This window comes from Candidatus Falkowbacteria bacterium, from assembly GCA_018674305.1.
In the GTDB taxonomy this organism is placed as follows: Bacteria; Patescibacteriota; Patescibacteriia; order UBA11705; family JABHMO01; genus JABMRF01.
In genome coordinates, this window is sequence record JABHAL010000008.1 from 1 (window position 1) to 15,495 (window position 15,495).

Annotated in this window: 11 protein-coding genes; 8 read left to right on the forward strand and 3 right to left on the reverse strand. The window is 37.3% G+C overall.

Translation table 11 applies throughout. From position 1 onward, the window contains the following. Nucleotides 1-17: 17 nt before the first annotated feature. The 8 genes from HN643_03470 to HN643_03505 all read left to right on the forward strand — a co-directional run bounded on the left by HN643_03470 (nucleotide 18) and on the right by HN643_03505 (nucleotide 13,302). Entirely contained in the window at nucleotides 18-1,754 is a 1,737-nt protein-coding gene (locus HN643_03470; GenBank protein MBT7500702.1) for a hypothetical protein, read from the forward strand. A 15-nt stretch (nucleotides 1,755-1,769) separates the two neighbouring features. After that, nucleotides 1,770-2,723 (forward strand): pyruvate ferredoxin oxidoreductase, encoded by a 954-nt coding sequence (locus tag HN643_03475; protein ID MBT7500703.1) that lies wholly within the window; start codon nucleotides 1,770-1,772, stop codon nucleotides 2,721-2,723. Between the two features lie 313 nt (nucleotides 2,724-3,036). Then, a complete protein-coding gene (locus HN643_03480) occupies nucleotides 3,037-3,228 on the forward strand; it encodes a hypothetical protein (GenBank protein ID MBT7500704.1) in 192 nt (63 codons plus the stop codon). A 183-nt stretch (nucleotides 3,229-3,411) separates the two neighbouring features. Beyond that, on the forward strand, nucleotides 3,412-5,241 hold the full coding sequence (locus HN643_03485; GenBank protein ID MBT7500705.1) for an ABC transporter ATP-binding protein: 1,830 nt from the start codon (nucleotides 3,412-3,414) through the stop codon (nucleotides 5,239-5,241). Nucleotides 5,242-5,350: 109 nt separating this feature from the next. After that, entirely contained in the window at nucleotides 5,351-6,385 is a 1,035-nt protein-coding gene (locus HN643_03490) for a M48 family metalloprotease (protein MBT7500706.1), read from the forward strand. A 108-nt stretch (nucleotides 6,386-6,493) separates the two neighbouring features. Further along, nucleotides 6,494-8,317, forward strand: a complete 1,824-nt coding sequence (locus HN643_03495) for an ABC transporter ATP-binding protein (GenBank protein MBT7500707.1) — start codon at nucleotides 6,494-6,496, stop codon at nucleotides 8,315-8,317. A gap of 258 nt (nucleotides 8,318-8,575) precedes the next feature. Beyond that, a complete protein-coding gene (uvrA, locus tag HN643_03500; GenBank protein ID MBT7500708.1) occupies nucleotides 8,576-11,449 on the forward strand; it encodes an excinuclease ABC subunit UvrA in 2,874 nt (957 codons plus the stop codon). Nucleotides 11,450-11,610: 161 nt separating this feature from the next. Beyond that, nucleotides 11,611-13,302: a hypothetical protein gene (locus tag HN643_03505; GenBank protein MBT7500709.1), complete on the forward strand. Its 1,692-nt coding sequence runs from the start codon at nucleotides 11,611-11,613 to the stop codon at nucleotides 13,300-13,302. A gap of 48 nt (nucleotides 13,303-13,350) precedes the next feature. Here the strand turns inward: HN643_03505 and rplS are convergent, their stop codons facing one another. The 3 genes from rplS to HN643_03520 all read right to left on the reverse strand — a co-directional run bounded on the left by rplS (nucleotide 13,351) and on the right by HN643_03520 (nucleotide 15,483). Continuing rightward, nucleotides 13,351-13,788: a 50S ribosomal protein L19 gene (gene rplS / locus HN643_03510; protein MBT7500710.1), complete on the reverse strand. Its 438-nt coding sequence runs from the start codon at nucleotides 13,786-13,788 to the stop codon at nucleotides 13,351-13,353. A gap of 146 nt (nucleotides 13,789-13,934) precedes the next feature. Continuing rightward, a complete protein-coding gene (gene gmk / locus HN643_03515) occupies nucleotides 13,935-14,489 on the reverse strand; it encodes a guanylate kinase (GenBank protein MBT7500711.1) in 555 nt (184 codons plus the stop codon). Between the two features lie 7 nt (nucleotides 14,490-14,496). Beyond that, on the reverse strand, nucleotides 14,497-15,483 hold the full coding sequence (locus HN643_03520; protein MBT7500712.1) for a hypothetical protein: 987 nt from the start codon (nucleotides 15,481-15,483) through the stop codon (nucleotides 14,497-14,499). Nucleotides 15,484-15,495: the final 12 nt, after the last annotated feature.

The window sequence follows — 15,495 nt, forward strand, 5'->3', positions numbered from 1 at the left end:
CCAAGGCGAAAAGTTTTATGACCGGTTCCGTTTTGGGGTTAGTTTTACTTCTAGGAACTTATATTCTGTTGAATACTGTAAATCCAAATCTGGTGGGTCTGAAACCTTTGGAGATCGAGGTGGTTGTTGGTCAAGTCGTGGCTCGTACAGGTTTTTGTAATGAATTTGATACAACAAAATTTGATGTTGTAGATGCGGTCTGTGGACAAATGGGTTCATATGAAGCAAAAGACAAGAGTATGGTTGATAAAGGGGAGTGTATGGGGTCTCAGTGTGGAGGCAACCAGGTCTGTATACCAAAGGACAAAAAAAAGCCAGATCCTAAACAGGTGGCTTGTACTGATGCGCTTGTTTGGGGGTATTTAAATTATAGTAGTCGTTACTTATCAGGACTTTCATTATTTAGCCTACAGGGTCATAGTGATACTGATTGTATAAAGGGTTCTGTTGATCATAATGTGGATACTCTTGTTAAGTGTGCTACTTCAGAAGCTATAGCAAAAGTAGAAGATGGAGATAAGATGTACGTTATTAAAGCTAGTGAAATTGGAACTCTCCCATCTGCAGATAATTATGTTTTAGGCTTGGAAATTCATGATACAGGGGTTGAAAGGAGTAAAGAATTAAATAGTGAACTTGCTACAATGTTTCAAAAAGGGTTAGATAAAGTAGGTGCAGATTTTGCTATACCAGATGGTTATTATGCTGGAATAGATCTTGTAGAATCAAAAGCAGGTGGTCCAAATCAGGCAGTTTGGGTAGAGCCCTGTGCGAATGCAGTTGGTGTTATGAAAAAAGCAGCTGGGGGTGTAGGATGGGAATTATTTGGAGACCAAAGTCCTCCAGGATATAAATATTTTAAGCCATTCACAAAGCATGAAATGAATAATGGGGGTGTGCGTCTGGATGTAACTATGTCCAATTTCTTTGAAGATAAAGTTATTCAATGTGGTAGTCTTGGTGAGTTAAAAGCAACTAAGCCGATGGGAGCCGATTGTGGTAATGATTGGGAATGTATTAGTAATGACTGCGAAGGTGAGTCAGGAGCAGGCACAACGCCTGGGGCACAACGTTGTGAGTGCAATGAAACCTCTGATTGTGCGAATGAAGGTATGCCAGACGCAATATGTGCGAAATCTTTAGCAACTTGGAATTCATGTGTGCAACCTAAGTCAGCTGGAAGATTTGTTTTTAAGGATGATGTTTACGTATCTGGTGACTATGGTGGTATCTGTGATCCGACGTTATTTAGTCATGTTACAGGGCAGGATGATACTCAATGTTTTGGACCGACAACGGACTGTGAGGGAGAGGAAAATAGTGATGGGGTTGCTCAAATTAGATGTGAATGTGATAGTGACGCTGATTGCTCGGTTCATGGAACAATTAATGGAGATGCCTTTGTCTGTGCTAAAACGGATGGTGATGGTTGTGGCTGGAATAGATGTATAAATGGAAAATTGCCAGATGGTTGGAGTTGTTATAATCATAAAGATTGTGAAAGCGGTTATTGTCCTAGTATTTCGGGTTGTGATAAATGTGCTCCAAAAGCAGAAACTTGTACTAAAGGGAAGTATTTAGATAGTTGTGAATATGGTGGTGATTCAGCTTGTTGTCCTGGCTTTGATTGCATGTCAGTTTATTTTGGTGATGGTAACCAATGTGAACCAGAAAATCAATCGACTTGTAACCAGTATTATCCAGGATCAAATTTTGTTGGTCAAAAGGTATATCCTAATAAGTGTGAAAAATAGTCTATGACTTACAAAATGCCATTTAAATATTTACTTAATCCTGGACACTCAGCCTGTAGCGGTTGCGGTGAGATTTTGGCTATGCGGCATGTACTGGAAGCAGCTGGTAGAAATACGATTGTAACCAATGCTACTGGATGTAGTGAGGTTACTACTACTCGATATCCGATGAGCGCATTCAAAGTACCGTGGATCCACGCGAATTTTGAAAACGCAGCACCGTTAGCTTCGGGCATTCGAGCGGCCTTGAATTACAAAGATGTAAAAAAGAAAGAAAGAAAGAAAGAAAAAAAGCAAGACAGTATTGAAAAGGAATTAACTAATCAACCAATTAACCAATCAACCAACATTATTGCTTGGGGTGGTGACGGTGCGACATTTGATATTGGGATTGGCATGATTTCCGGAATGTGGGAACGCGGTGAAGATGTTTTGTATGTATGTTTTGATAATGAAGCGTATATGAATACGGGTATTCAGGCTTCAGGCTCTACTCCGTATGGTTCGAATACCACAACCACTCAACCGGGCAAAGAATCAACAGGCAATAATCTTTATAAAAAAGATATGCTGAAAATAGCTTTGGCGCATAATTGTACCTATGTTGGTTCAGCTACAGTAGGTAACGTGATGGACATTCAGGCTAAAGTGAAAAAAGCATTGGCTTTACCAGGTCCAAAGTATATACAGATTTTAGTGACTTGTGTTCCGGGCTGGTATACAGATTCCAAAGATACGATTAAGGTTGCCAAACTGGCTCAGCAAACTGGAGTCTTTCCAGTGGTAGAATATGTTGAAGGTAAATTAGCCAATGTGGCCAAGTGTCCTAAACCACGACCAAAAGTTGAAGATTATTTGAAATTACAAGGACGATATAAACATTTATTCAAACCTGAAGTTAATCAGGTTGAGATTGACAAAATTCAAGCGTTGGCTGATCGCAACATCTCACGGTATAATCTTACGTAGGGACAGGGCAATGCCCGGTCCCGTGAATGCGAACAGCAGGAGATTGATGGAGCGCGAAAGCGCTCTTTTTGATTTAACCATACATCCTGTCATCCTGAATTTATTTCAGGATCTAGGATGTTGCATATTAGTGTATTGATTCTAACAACCCACCCCTTATTGTCATTCCGGGCTTGACCCGGAATCTGTGTAATTTTACAGCACTTGACAAAGTGTGAATAATGTCGTAAAGTAGTATGTTCGTAATAAATTTTAATTATGAACGTCATAAAGGGTGAGTAGTTAATTTTACTTACTGCTCACAAAATTTTATATGAATAATTACCAGACAATCAAAAAGTTTTGGAGATTTCCTGCAATGGTTTTTGCAGGAGGCCTGTTTCGTGCTGCTCTGGAAGTTTCACAATATAATCCAGTTGCACAAACAAGGGCGGGATCTCTTTGTATCTTTGATTGGAAGGTGAAATTGTTTGGTGAAAAAAATAAATTTAAGCTTATAACATAACTACTATATAAATTAAAGTTGCAAAGACGTCCTGGTCTTAGGGCGTTTTTTTGAACTTTAAAAATTTAATTTGGAGCTATAAATATTGATTGGATTCGAATGTTTGATTTTTGAAATTTCGAATTGTAGTTTAATTGGGAATTGTTTATTGGATATTTGTTATTTTCAAACTAGAGGTTTGGTATGAGCGATTGGGAAATGAAATTGGAAAAAAAGGATCGGAATATTCAGTTTTTACTACGGAGTTTGAGGACTTTATGGGAATTACTTGGTGATCAGAAAAAAGCCATTGGTAAGGCGGTATTTGTTTTATTCTTTATTGAAATCCTGAGCGTAAGTTTTCCGTTTTTACTGAAATTGATTTTTGATCAGTTACCGGAAATTATCATTCAGAAGCAGGTAAGCACATATTTAGTTGTATTGATAGGTTGTTTACTTGTGGTGAAAGTTGTGGCTCTGGTTTTGAAACATTTTGTGGCGGAAATCAGTTTTTTACGTGGACTTATTAAATTGGAGAACGGTTGGCCAGTTGTTGTCCAAGAAAAACTACTGAGCCTATCTATCGGTTTTCATGAAACGGAAAATACCGGCAAGAAAATTTCAAAAATTGAAAAGGGATGTGACAAATTAGTTCAGATTGTAATTGATATGTATTGGGGGATTTTACCGCAGGTATTTTTTCTGCTGATAAACGTTACGGTTGCTATAATTATTGACTGGAAGCTTGGTTTGCTCTTTATGCTACCATTTATTCCTGCAATGTACATTCATTATCGAATGTTCAATCGGTTCGAGGATGATTGGGAAGCCTGGGAAAAGAAAAAAGAAGAATCAGGTGGACTTTTATGTCAATCAATTATTAACGTAAGTACTGTTCAGAATTTTGGTCAGGAAAAGCGAGAGTTACAGCAGAATTTAAAGATTAGGGAATTTATGCAGGATTTGGATATTAATATTTGCGAAAAAATGCAGTTGTACTTTTTTGGCTCCGGCTTAATTTTGCATTTGTTTTACTTTATAACAATTGCACTTGGCTTTACCTTTGTTTTTATGGGAATAAGTTCGATCGGAACCATAGTGTATTTAATCGCTACTGGTAATATCACGATTTTCTGCATTGGCGATATTATGCATACCTATACTCGAGTCATGAGAAAGTCAATTTCTGTTAGTCGCATGAAAGAATTGATGGACACGGAAATAGATATTGAAACTTGCCCGGAGGCAATTGTTCCTAATAGTTACGCAGGTGAATTTGAATTTGATGAAGTGAGTTTTACTTATTCCGGAAAGGATCGGCCGGTTCTGAAAGATTTTTCAATGATGATTCATCCTCATCAAATGGTTGCCTTGGTTGGTAAAAGCGGTGAAGGTAAAACTACGATGATCCGTTTAATTTCTAGGATGTATGATATTGATGAAGGTTCGATAAAGTTGGATGGTAGAGATATTCGTGATCTTGATCTAGAATATCTGAGAAAGATTTTCGCCATTGTCCAGCAAGATGTAGATATTTTCGATACAACGCTCCTGGAAAATATTCGTTATCCCGATGCCGAAGCGTCGGAAGAACAGGTGATTGAAGCTCTCAAAGCTTCGCATTTGTATGAAGCCTTGCAGAATTTGGATCGTTTTCCTGATGGAATTAAAACTCAAGTTGGTGAGCGTGGAATTCGGTTGTCTGGTGGTGAACGACAAAGAGTGGGAATTGCTCGAGCGTATATTGCGCTTTTGAATGGTGCCCGGGTATTGATTTTGGATGAAGCTACTTCTAATCTAGATTCCGAAGCGGAAAAAGCAATTCAGAAAATGATTGGGAAGGTTAGAGAAAAATTAAATATTTCAATCATTGCGATTGCTCATCGATTAAGTACGATCCAGAAAGCCGACATGATTTACGTAATCAACAATGGTAATGTTGCAGAATCCGGTGATCATTCTCGATTAGTTCAAGAAAATGGATTGTATGCTCATCTGGTAGAATTACAGAAGCTGGGTGATTTACGCGAGTGAAAACACAAGCGCTGACTTAATAAGTCGGCGCTTTTTTATTATATTGACAAAAGTGAGTTAATTTGCTAAATTATCATGTTGTATTGAACATTGAAAATTGGAGAGAAAAATGAGAGATCCAGAAGTGAAGTATGTGGAGTCGTATTCATTGCCAACTAAATGGAAAGAGCTTTATCCGTTTTGCTTAGTTATTTGTTTGTACTTTGTTGGCTTACAGTCTATTTTGGCAGAAGTTATCAGTGATAGCAAACTCTTATTTTGGGCACTGCTTAAAGTTGTCGGAATTGTGTTTGTTTTTTTTATCATTATGTCCTGTGTCGTGAATAGGCGACATAATGGAATTCCATTCATGCAATACCTAAAGCAAAAACTAAAAATGGCCAGTCTTGAAAGTCTGATTTTTTGTTGGTTAGGTGTGGCTATCATTTATCTTAGAAGTAATTGGTACTGGCTGGGAGTTCTTTTTTTGATTTATAGGATTGTTGTATATTGGGGAGAAGATTATGTAGCTCGAAATATAACTCGTTACGCTAGTAACAGAAAAAGATTCAATTCAAATGATCCAGTTCAGTGTATTTGTGAAAATATTGCCAGAAAGACAGGCATTTCATTTTCTAGAGCTCTAGTTGTTAGGAATTGGGACGATTCAGCAGCAGTGGTTGGAATTAATGGAGAAAATGGAATTATTTTTTCAGAAGATTTTATAGAGAATAACGCGCTTGAAACAATCGAAGCGGTCGCCTGGCATGAGTTTGGCCATCTTCTTGTTAATAGGTGGCATAAATATTTTATCTATTCCGCAAGTTCAATTATAGGATGTTTATCTTTTTGGGCTTTTAATTGGGTTCTGTCTTTTTGTCAACATGATTGGTATGAAATGCCGGCATTACTAAGTTGGCTATTGCTGATTTGGGCGGGTGTATACTTGGTTCTTTCTTTTACGTTAATATTCCATAATAATTTGATAAAATTAGAGGAAATATGGGCTGACATTTATGCCTTGAAAAACGCTAAGTCACCAGAAGTTCTAATCACGTGCCTTAGTATGGGTGGGAGGTTTGAGAACAAATCATCTTTCAGAAGACATCCAAATTATAAAATTAGAATTTGGTATTCGAAAATGTATTTGCGTTATTTTAAATAAAACACAAGCGCTGACTTAATAAGTCGGCGCTTTTTTATTATATTGACAAGTGTTAGCCAATTTGTTATAATTTTTTGTTGAATTGAACATTGAAAATTGGAGAGAAAAATGACTGACACGACCGAGAATGAAGTTGAGGAAAAGAGAGGTTTTAAGGATTTTCGAAATGGAATTAAAAACCTTTGGGAACTGATTGGAGACAGAAAGAGAGAAGTAGCATTTCTTGTAGTTACCGTTATATTGGCGCAGTTGATGTCACTGATAACTCCGTATCTTTTCAAATTGATTTTTGATGAGCTACCGCAAATTTTGGAAAATAGAGAAATCAGTACGTACTTGATTCTTTTGATAGCAGCTCTATTCTTTTTCAGATTCTTGCATATTGTCGTAGTATTTTTTGTGCAATATATAAGAATGGAAAAAGTAATGGTGAAGTTGGAGCAGTATTGGCCTGTCTTAACTCAGAAAAAAATGTTGCAACTTTCACTAGGCTATCACGAGCGTGAAAACACTGGCAAGAAAGTCAGTAAAATCACAGAGGGCTGTAACCGACTAAATCAGTTAGTGGCAGATATTTACTGGAACTTTTTTCCAGAAGTATTGTATCTGATATTCAACGTAGTGATCATCATTGTGTTGGATTGGAAGTTGGGAGTTTTGTTCATAATCCCATTTGTCTTCGGAATTGGGATTGGTAACCATGCTCACAAGAAACAATATAAAGAATGGAAATCTCTAACCAAAAAAAGAGAAAAAGCGGACGGCTTTTTTACTCAGGCACTGCTAAACGTGAAAACTGTTCAAAGTTTTGTACGTGAAGATTATGAAGTCGATCGTCACTCCAATCTGCGTGAAGAAATGGTAGAGCAGGAGATAAAGGTTGACTATAGTCTTCGTAAATACTTTTTTTCCATGAGTGCCATTTTTAACTTTCTCTTGATAGCGATAATTGTGCTAGGTTTGTACTTTGTGTATCTGGGAATTAGTACAATCGGTACAGTCGTTTATATCATTGTGACAGGCAATGGAAGTATGGGACGGCTTCACAATTTAATTAGAAGTTACACTCGGATGATGCGTGGCTTTGTGGTAGTTGATAGGTTGAAAGAGATATTAGAAGAAAAACCAGATGTGGAAAATTCAAATAATGCTTTTATCCCGAAGAGCTTTACTGGAAAAATTTGTTTTGATAATGTGAGTTTCACTTATCCGAATAAAGATGTTCCAGTTTTGCGAAATCTTTCCGTGGATCTTCAACCAAAAGAAATGGTTGCATTGTTTGGAAAGAGTGGAATAGGTAAAACAACGTTAGTTCGACTTATTTGTCGGATGTACGATATTGATGAAGGAAGAATCAGTCTGGATGGAGCAGACATTCGATTGCTAGATTTATACTGGTATCGTAGGTTGTTTGCAATTGTCCAGCAGGAAGTTGAGATTTTTGATACCAGTCTTCACAATAATATTGTGTATCCTAGTGACTCGGTAACAGCAGACCAAGTTAAACAGGCAATTAAGGCTGCGCACTTAGACGGAATGGTAAATGACAAGGCTCGTTTTCCCGATGGATTGGAAACTCAGGTTGGAGAACGTGGCGTTCGACTTTCCGGTGGTGAGAAACAACGCGTTGGTATTGCTAGAGCCTATGTGGCCTTGCTTCACGGCGCACGTATACTTATTCTGGACGAAGCTACTTCCAACTTGGATTCAGAAGCGGAAGAAGTCGTTCACGAGATGATTGATAAGGTCAGAAAAACAATGGACATTTCCATTGTGGCAATTGCGCATAGAATTTCTACCATCAAGAAAGCTGATCGCATTTGTGTGATTGATGATGGTGTAATTCTGGAGCAAGGTTCTCACAAAGAGCTGATTGATTTGCAGGGACATTATGCGAAATTGGTCAAGCTACAAAAGGTGAACGGTCTATAAAGTAAACACACAAGCGCTAACTTAATGAGTTGGTGCTTTTTTAATACAGATTACGGATTTGTACGGATTTTACGGATTTTTTAGAGCGTTAATATTTTAAGTTTGTTTTTTAGCAAGGGTTGTTAAGACCTTAGTTGATCCGTACATCCGTATATATCCGTAATCTGTACCTTAGCTCTTTACAAACCTTTTTATTATTGTTATAATGGCTCACAGCATGTTTCTAACATAAAAATATAATAAATCCAACCTGATTTTATGAGTAATAAAATTTCCATTAAAGGTGCAAAGGTCAATAATTTGAAAAATATTGACATCGACATTCCTAGAAATAAATTAGTGGTCATTACTGGGTTATCTGGTTCAGGTAAATCTTCATTAGCATTTGATACAATTTATGCTGAAGGTCAGCGTCGGTATGTGGAAAGTTTATCTTCTTATGCCCGTCAGTTTTTGGAAGTAAAGGAAAAGCCGGATGTAGATCAGATTACAGGTTTGTCCCCAGCAATTGCAATTGATCAGCGGTTCTCAGCTCAAAACCCTAGATCAACAGTTGGTACAATTACGGAAGTTTATGATTTACTTCGTTTAATGTTTAGTCGAATCGGTCATCCTCATTGTCCAAATTGTGGCGCAGAGGTATCGAGGCAAACTGTTGAAGAAATTGTAGAAAAGATTTGGAAAATTAATAACAAAATTAATGTCACCATTTTAGCCCCTATTATTAGGGAGCAAAAAGGAGCACACAGAAAGGTTCTTGAAGAAATTCGCAAGGCTAATTATTATCAAGTTCGTTTTGATGGCATTATTTATAATATCGAAGAGGTTGATCAATTAGAAATCGATAAACAAAAGCAACATACAATTGAGGTTGTAGTTGATAGAGTTTTACTTGATGGTGACAAAGACACCAAAGACCAACTATTCGAGTCAACAAAAGTTGCCGCTGATTTAGGTAATGGTTTAGTGGTTATGCTCCGTTCAGACAAACAAATTGATACTTTGTTTAGTCAGTTTTATACTTGCCCTAAATGTGATATAGATCTGCCAGAAATTGAACTGCGCAGTTTTTCTTTTAATTCACCATTTGGAGCTTGTTCAGCTTGTACAGGTCTGGGTGTGAAAATGGAAGTTGATCCTGAACTGGTGATTAGTAATCCACGATTAACTCTTGCTCAAGGGGCTATCAAACCGTGGACAAAGATTTTTTCAAATCAAACTGCAATTTGGCAGCTTTTGGCAGGTGTTGCCAAGCGTCATCGTTTTTCTATTGATATGCCAGTTGAAAAATTAACCAAGCGTGCTTTAGCTATTGTTATGAATGGTACCGGTGATGAGGAATATGAAATTGGTAGCAAGACAATGGTCTTTGAGGGGGTATTACCAGGATTGGACAAAAAACATAGAGAAACTGATTCTGATTATATTCGTAAAGAAATTGAAAAATATATGCGACAGCATGTATGTAGTGAGTGTGCCGGTGAACGATTGAAAAAGGAAAGTTTAGCTGTGACGGTAGGTGGTATGTCTATTGTTGAGTTTACTGAAGTTTCAGTAGTAGAATTAAAAACTTCAATTAATGAACTTTTAAGAAGTATTAAATATAAAGGTGGAAAGATACCCAAAAAAGATTTTACTTATATCAAAGAGCCAGTCAACGATATTGAATTCAAGATTGCAGGCGCGATTATCAAGGAAGTTGAACGTCGTGTCGGTTTTTTAGAAAATGTTGGTCTGGGTTATTTAACTTTGGGCCGGAATTCTAATACTTTGTCCGGTGGGGAAGCGCAAAGAATCAGATTGGCGACTCAGTTAGGATCATCTTTGTCTGAAGTTATTTATGTTTTGGATGAGCCGTCAATAGGACTTCATCCAGCTGACAATAATAAATTGATTAATACATTAAAAAATCTGCGCGACAAGGGAAATTCAGTAGTAGTGGTTGAACATGATGAGGATATGATGAAAAGCGCAGATCATATAATTGATATTGGTCCTGGAGCAGGTATTTACGGAGGTGAAGTAGTTTCTCAGGGTACAATTGAGCAAGTAAAAAAATGTACTAAATCTTTGACTGGAAAATATCTATCCGGCAAAGAAAAAATAGAAGTTTTGCAAAAAGAAAAAAGAGGAAACGGGAAATTCATTGAAATCAAAGGCGCAAAAGCACATAACTTAAAAAACCTTGATGTTAAAATCCCATTAGGTAAGTTGGTTGCCATTACCGGTGTATCAGGTTCAGGTAAGTCTTCATTGATGACTGATATTTTATCTAAGGCTTTATCTCGATATTTTTATAGATCTAAGGATTTACCAGCAGAACACAAGGAAATTAGAGGCTTGGAAAATGTTGATAAAGTTATTACTATTGATCAGTCGCCAATTGGTAGAACTCCTCGTTCAAACCCGGCCACCTATACTGGCGTGTTTACTTATATTCGTGATTTATTTACTCAAGTTCCAGAAGCTAAAATTAAAGGGTATGATGCCGGCCGATTCAGCTTTAATGTAAAGGGCGGTCGTTGTGAAGCTTGTGGTGGTGATGGTTTAATAAAGATTGAAATGCAGTTTTTACCGGATGTTTATGTTGAATGTCAGGAATGTAAGGGCCGACGTTATAATAAGAAAACTTTGGAGATTCATTATAGAGGAAAAAATATTGCTGATGTCCTAGAAATGACCGTGGCGGAAGCTAAAATTTTCTTTGGTGACACACCGATCCTCAATGAGAAGTTAACTGTTCTGGGGGAAGTTGGTCTTGGTTACTTAACGCTAGGTCAGCCAGCTACAACACTTTCTGGTGGTGAAGCGCAAAGAATTAAACTGGCGACAGAATTATCTCGCTATGCAACTGGGAAAACTTTGTACATTCTAGATGAACCGACAACCGGACTTCATTTCGATGATATTAAAAGACTATTATATATTCTTAACCGATTAGCAGATAAGGGAAATACAGTTTTGATTATTGAACACAATTTAGATGTTATTAAGAACTGTGATTGGATAATTGACCTTGGTCCAGAGGGCGGAGATAAGGGTGGTGAGATTATGGCGGAAGGGACACCCAAAGATATTGCCAAAGCTGCGAAATCAATCACCGGTCAATATTTAAAGAAAATAGTGAAATAGAGTTAAGTTTGAATATTATATTTGTTAAAAATAAAAAAATACCCAAATATGATGAATTGGGTATTTTTTGTTTTAAATATTTTAGGATTGACGGTTTCAATAAATAATGGTAAGGTTTTGGGTGAAATGTGCTGGTCTATTTTTAATTACGGGAGGATTAAATGAAACAGAATAAAAAATTGATCGAGCAAGTTGATGAACTTTTAAATTTTAGAGGAGATACAAGGCTTCGAATTGAGAAACTGTACGACTTCTTTGTGTCATTGACTAATGATGAACGAGAAGTTGTATTGCCTTATTATTTTGAGCGTTGTCATCTGTGTGGTATTGCTTCAGGTAAAGAAATTAAGGGAGATGGAACAATTAGTGTCCAATCTCAGGAAAGTGTAATTCCAGATCTTACGCAGTGGTTGCATGAAGAGGTAGTCTCAAACAAGGGATTGTCTAGTTCAAAGTTTGCTGAGAAGGCCTGGAAAAAGATTCAATCGTATAAGTCAGAAGAGAAAAGGCAAGCAGCTTTGCTTATCTTAGCAAGTGTGTCAGTAATTCCTCATGTTCCATTTAAGTCTCCTAAAAGTACATTATCAACAGAACGATTTCAGGAGTTAGGTGCAAAACTTCGGCGAGAGATTGCTCAGGTTAGACGAGTGACGCTAATATTCGAAGAAGTTTTAGAAGATTTTGCTCCAGCGGGGCAGTATTTGGAAAAGGTTTTTTCTGAGGTAGAAGATAGTAACGGTAGGGCCGTTTTATTTGCTCATTTGATTCGATTTTTGCGCATCGTTACTTTGTATGAGCAAGATGAAAAGCTCAATTGGAGCGATGAACAAAAAGATGCACTTGGGCAAGTCTTAATTGACATGGATATTGCGGATTATCCTTTGCTTGAAAACATGAACGCAAAGGCGAAAGAGGCAAAAGAAGGTGCGGGAGTTAAGGTTCTTGTTTCTGCTGACAAGGCAGGCAAAGAAACTGAGATTTTCCATGTCTACGTTTATCGACTTGCCCGAATGAAAAAGCAGCACCCTGATTATTATGAAGCTTACACCAAGGCAAAGGAAATTGCTGAAAGTTTAAGTGAAGAAGATACTCCGGGCAGAATAGAAAAAAGCCTTAAAATAGTGAATTTGCTTTACTCCTTTGAAGAGGAAAAGAATCCTGGCTACGCAGAATATTTTGAGGCTTCTTGGTTGTTTGCAAATCACTTGTCGGCGCTTTGTCTTGAGTTTTACGAAGGGCTATTTCAGCGATTGGTAGGTGGAGAAAAGGTTGGCGCAGATGATTTTGTTCCAATGCCGTGCATTGGTTTAAAGATGAGTGACGGTTTTCTTTCTGAGGACCAGGGAGCTACTGTTACCACCGAAGAAGGAAGCGTTTATCGACTTGAGAAAGGTAAAGCTAGTCGAATAACACCTTTTTCTAGCGCACTTGAACAAATTAATGAGCTTTGGTACAAGGCAGTTTGTTGTTTGGATGTTGCCTGGGAAAATGCCGGACGAGAAGCGAGCTGGTCAAGGCAAACTGTTTTGAAATTTCAGATACCTGATATTGCTGCAGATCTAACTCGAGTGGTAAACCAATTGGTCAGAAATCTAGCTTATTACAGTTTCTGGGAGAGAGATTTAGTCACTGGCTTTGATGATGAAGTTGAGCTACGTGAACTATTCATGGAGCGGTTCGTTCTTCGTTCACCAGTTGTTGGCTTCCACCTTGAAAAGTTTTTAACGTCGGGTAAAGAGACGTTAGAACATACAATTGCAAAACACACTTTTATTTCTAAAGAGGCAAAGGATTTAGCCTTGGCAGAATATAGAGAGGTTTGTTCTTGGTTAGGCATAAAAGGAAAATTCTAGAAAACAAAAATGTCACCCAATCTTCGGTGACATTTTTTATTTAAGCTTTTAATCTTTGATCTCTCGGAGTTTTTTGTGCTTAGTTCGAATATAGTTGATCTTGGCTCGGCGTACTTTGAATCTCTTTACTACTTCAATCTTTTTAACAGTTGGAGAATGTAGTGGGAAAATCTTTTCTACAGATATCCCGCTTGATTCTTTTCTAACGGTTACAGTAGCATTGATACCTTTGCCGTGCTTACGACCCAAAACTGTTCCTTCGAAAACCTGAACTCTTTTCTTTTCTTCACCTTTAGGATTGAACTCCGTAATCTCCTGGTGAACGCGAACTAAAGTTCCTGCTTGAACGGCTGGAAAAGTTCGGTCTATTTTTTCTTCCTTGTCCTTCGAAGCTTTAGGCGAAGAAGGGTCAATTTTTTTTGTAGCTTTTTCTTCTTTGTTGTCTTCAGTTGGTTTTTTGGCAACTGGCTTTTTATCTTCTGGCATATTAGTTTATAGAGTAAGATGAGCGAGACGAGTGAAACGAGCGAGACTAGTCGTTTTTTTGTTTTACTGGTCTTGCTAGTTTTGCTAGTCTTGCTAAATTATTAACTGAAATTTAGTATAATCTATTCTGTAAAATAAGTCAAGCTTTAGTTATTTTCAATAATTTCCTTAACTTTATTGGTAGCTTCATCAACTTTTCCTTCTTCGTTGACGATTTTGAAATCATATTCATCAGCTTGCTTTAATTCTCCTGGTACTTTTATCCAGCGTTTTTCAAAAGCTTCATCGGTCATTGGTCTTTGGCGAATTCGGCCCTTAAGGTTTTCTAAATTGTCAGGTAAAATAAAGATTGACTTCGCTTTAGGAAATATAGCTTTCGTGCTTCGAACACCATTGACATCCAAAAGGGACATTGCTATTTTTCCGTTTTGCCAAATAGCTTCTAGATCTTTTCGGCTATTACCGTACCAATTACCGTAGTGTTCGTCATGTTCAAAAAACTCACCAGCTTGTAATTTTTTTTCAAATTCATTCCGACTGACAAAATGATAATCTTCACCATCTTTTTCTCCTGGTCTTGGTTCACGGGTTACATAAGTTACGAGTCGTTCCAGATTTGGCATTTGTTCCAAAAGTTTGTAGGCAATTGTAGTTTTGCCGACACCGGAAGTGCCGGAGATTAGGAATAACTTATTGTTCATATGTATTTTACGATTTTTTGCTAAATAGCATTCGTTTGTATTCATCAGTAACATCTTTAATTATACTTTGGATCAAAGCATTTGTTGTGTTTTTAGAATCGAAATTTTTGGTAGGTTTGCAACCATCTCGGACTCTATCTCTTTCAATGTCCTCTATGTTGAATTTTATTCTCAGCTTAGCCACTATGTTGTTTTCCTTGTTGTCATGACAGATGTTCAATTGAAGAAGCTCGTCCATCTTTTCTTGAATTGAATTTTTAACTTGTTTAACGGATGGTCTAGGTTCGCTTTGATATAGTGTTTGTATTTCATTAGTTAAAACCGTGCGCAAAGTTTCTTTGATCAAATTTAAAGTAAATCCAGAGTGTTGAAATAAAAATAATCGTTCATCTTGAAAAAATTTAGTAGCATCTTCTGTCGTTTTACATTCATATGGGTGATTGATTTTTTTGGTAAAAGGACAGGCTGCTATTCTTTTGACTAAGAGGTCTGCAATCTTTTTTTCGTCCATTGATTCTAATACTTCATCAAGTTCCAGTAGTTCAGGTGTATCTTCTTCATGGCTGTAGCTGTTGTCAATTGCATCGGCTAGCTCCAAGGTATGCTTCATCCCCCAAGTGTTGAGGCGCAAGGCGTCAAAAGTGTTGCCTTCGCTTAGGTGTAAGTAAAAAATTATTTCATCAATGGCGGCACTCATACGTGTGCCTTCCTTTTCTTCATCAGAAGAAACAAATGGAGGTCGTAATTCAAAAGTTAAACGTAGGATTTTTTTCACATCCTTTTTGGCACTATAGGGTAGATTTTGTTCTTCAAGTTTTTGGTGAACAAGTTGATTGATTTTTCGGCTTTTTTCTTGTAGTTCTTTTAATCTAGCCTGGTACTCAGGCCCCATGTCAACCACAACAGGTTTGTGATCATGGAAGCGTAATTTTTTCCCCTCAGGCAAATCATCCGGCTTTGAGTATTCCTCTATTGAGGCTGGACGCATTTTCATATTTTTAAATAA

Bases quoted from the DNA above. Each gene is read 5' to 3' on its own strand.
- HN643_03470 (MBT7500702.1), top strand. From the start codon at position 18: ATGACCGGTTCCGTTTTGGGGTTAGTTTTACTTCTAGGAACTTATATT.
- HN643_03475 (MBT7500703.1), top strand. From the start codon at position 1,770: ATGCCATTTAAATATTTACTTAATCCTGGACACTCAGCCTGTAGCGGT.
- HN643_03480 (MBT7500704.1), top strand. From the start codon at position 3,037: ATGAATAATTACCAGACAATCAAAAAGTTTTGGAGATTTCCTGCAATG.
- HN643_03485 (MBT7500705.1), top strand. From the start codon at position 3,412: ATGAGCGATTGGGAAATGAAATTGGAAAAAAAGGATCGGAATATTCAG.
- HN643_03490 (MBT7500706.1), top strand. From the start codon at position 5,351: ATGAGAGATCCAGAAGTGAAGTATGTGGAGTCGTATTCATTGCCAACT.
- HN643_03495 (MBT7500707.1), top strand. From the start codon at position 6,494: ATGACTGACACGACCGAGAATGAAGTTGAGGAAAAGAGAGGTTTTAAG.
- uvrA (MBT7500708.1), top strand. From the start codon at position 8,576: ATGAGTAATAAAATTTCCATTAAAGGTGCAAAGGTCAATAATTTGAAA.
- HN643_03505 (MBT7500709.1), top strand. From the start codon at position 11,611: ATGAAACAGAATAAAAAATTGATCGAGCAAGTTGATGAACTTTTAAAT.
- rplS (MBT7500710.1), bottom strand. From the start codon at position 13,788: ATGCCAGAAGATAAAAAGCCAGTTGCCAAAAAACCAACTGAAGACAAC.
- gmk (MBT7500711.1), bottom strand. From the start codon at position 14,489: ATGAACAATAAGTTATTCCTAATCTCCGGCACTTCCGGTGTCGGCAAA.
- HN643_03520 (MBT7500712.1), bottom strand. From the start codon at position 15,483: ATGAAAATGCGTCCAGCCTCAATAGAGGAATACTCAAAGCCGGATGAT.